At 57.3% G+C, this 1436-nt stretch carries 2 protein-coding genes; one reads left to right on the top strand and one right to left on the bottom strand.

Features of this window, described 5'->3' with window-relative positions; all coding sequences use genetic code 11:
- On the top strand, positions 1-552 hold a 552-nt coding region (locus ACXJL8_RS40950), incomplete at its 5' end, for an outer membrane protein (RefSeq protein ID WP_456687028.1).
- Between the two features lie 242 nt (positions 553-794).
- On the opposite strand, the gene ACXJL8_RS40945 is transcribed toward ACXJL8_RS40950, so the two are convergent.
- On the bottom strand, positions 795-1193 hold the full coding sequence (locus ACXJL8_RS40945; protein WP_456624346.1) for a hypothetical protein: 399 nt from the start codon (positions 1191-1193) through the stop codon (positions 795-797).
- Positions 1194-1436: the final 243 nt, after the last annotated feature.

Raw genomic sequence — 1436 nt, 5'->3', positions numbered from 1 at the left:
GCAGGTGGCTGCGCCGATCGCTCCGGGGGCCTCGCGGGCGGACAGATCGGGTACCGCTGGCAAACCAATCAGTTTGTGCTCGGTCTGGAAGCGCAGGGAGATTGGGCCGAAATCAAGAACACGCGCGTCAGTCTGATCGATCCATTGATTTCGACTACAGGGAAGATTGACGCCATCGGACTCTTCACAGCGCAACTCGGTTGGGCGTGGAACGCCTCGCTGTTCTACGTGAAAGGCGGCGCGGCCGTGACGCGCAATCGCTTCGACATTTTCAACAACGTCACCGGGGTCGGCCTGGCATCGGCAAGCCACACACGCTGGGGCGGTGCCCTTGGCGTTGGCTGGGAGTACGGCTTCACGCCCAACTGGTCGTTCGGTATCGAATACGACCATCTCTGGATGGGGCGTGATAATGCCGGCTTCGCAGGTGTGGTTACTCCTGGAGGGTTTGTCCTCACCGGCAGCGGGGTCAGCCAGGACGTGGATATGGTCACGCTTCGGTTGAACTACCGCTTCGGTGGATACGGCGCACCGGTCGCGGCCAGATACTGATCGCACCCATCTTTGCAAACCAAAGCCCCGGCTCGCCGGGGCTTTTTTGCGGGCTATGAATTGCTAGAGGTTGCTTCTTCTTTGCAATGTCTGAGGTGGGTCAATCGCGTCACTTTGGCYGCGTGCCGTTCTCTTCCGGTCTACCCCTGTGAACGGACATCGTCAGACCGCCCCGGCATGTCTCAAACGGGCCAAAAACAGAAGTCGAAGCCACGGGGTTGGCGATGCTTGGTGGAAGTCCGTCAGGGATTTATTGGCGCATCATCACAGACCAATTGATGTACCTTCGCTTGGACGATTTGAGCACGCCTCAGGTCCATGTTGGTTACCACCTCGAAGACCTTGGCGGCGCAGTCAAACTGAAGCTCAAACAGGTTTCCCTTGTTGAAGACCTCTCCATCGATGATGTAGGCGGCGGCGTAATGGGAGGATTTCTTGCTTAAATCAACCGCGAATTTGGTTCCATCGTCGGCGCTCATCACCTGCCAGTTCGGCTTTACGAGCTTGCCCCGCCAGTTAACGTAGCCGTCGCGCCAGAGAAGTGGCGATGTCTCCGGCGTCATTCGATCYGACGATTGAGCCCAGATGTCCGATGGCAACACCGCAAGAACGAACACGAGGATATTGGTTCCGAATTTCATTGAGTGCACTCGATCGGCAACATGACTTGCAGCAGCTAATCATTGACCGCTGGCAAGTCGAACAACCTATTGCTTGTTTCCCTGCTCGACAAAATCGCGCCACTCCTCCTTGAGGACCGCGCGAAAGATTCCGGGAGGAAGCACTTCCTCTAGGACTTCCGCTTTCGAGGAGGCGTTTGGATCTAAGAAAATCCCGAACAACGGCATGCACGCCTTCATGGCGTAGCTCGCAGCGTCCTCGGG

The organism is Bradyrhizobium sp. P5_C11_2 (genome assembly GCF_054049755.1).
Note: the sequence above shows the minus strand (reverse complement) of the source record. Positions and strands in the feature narration are given on the sequence as shown.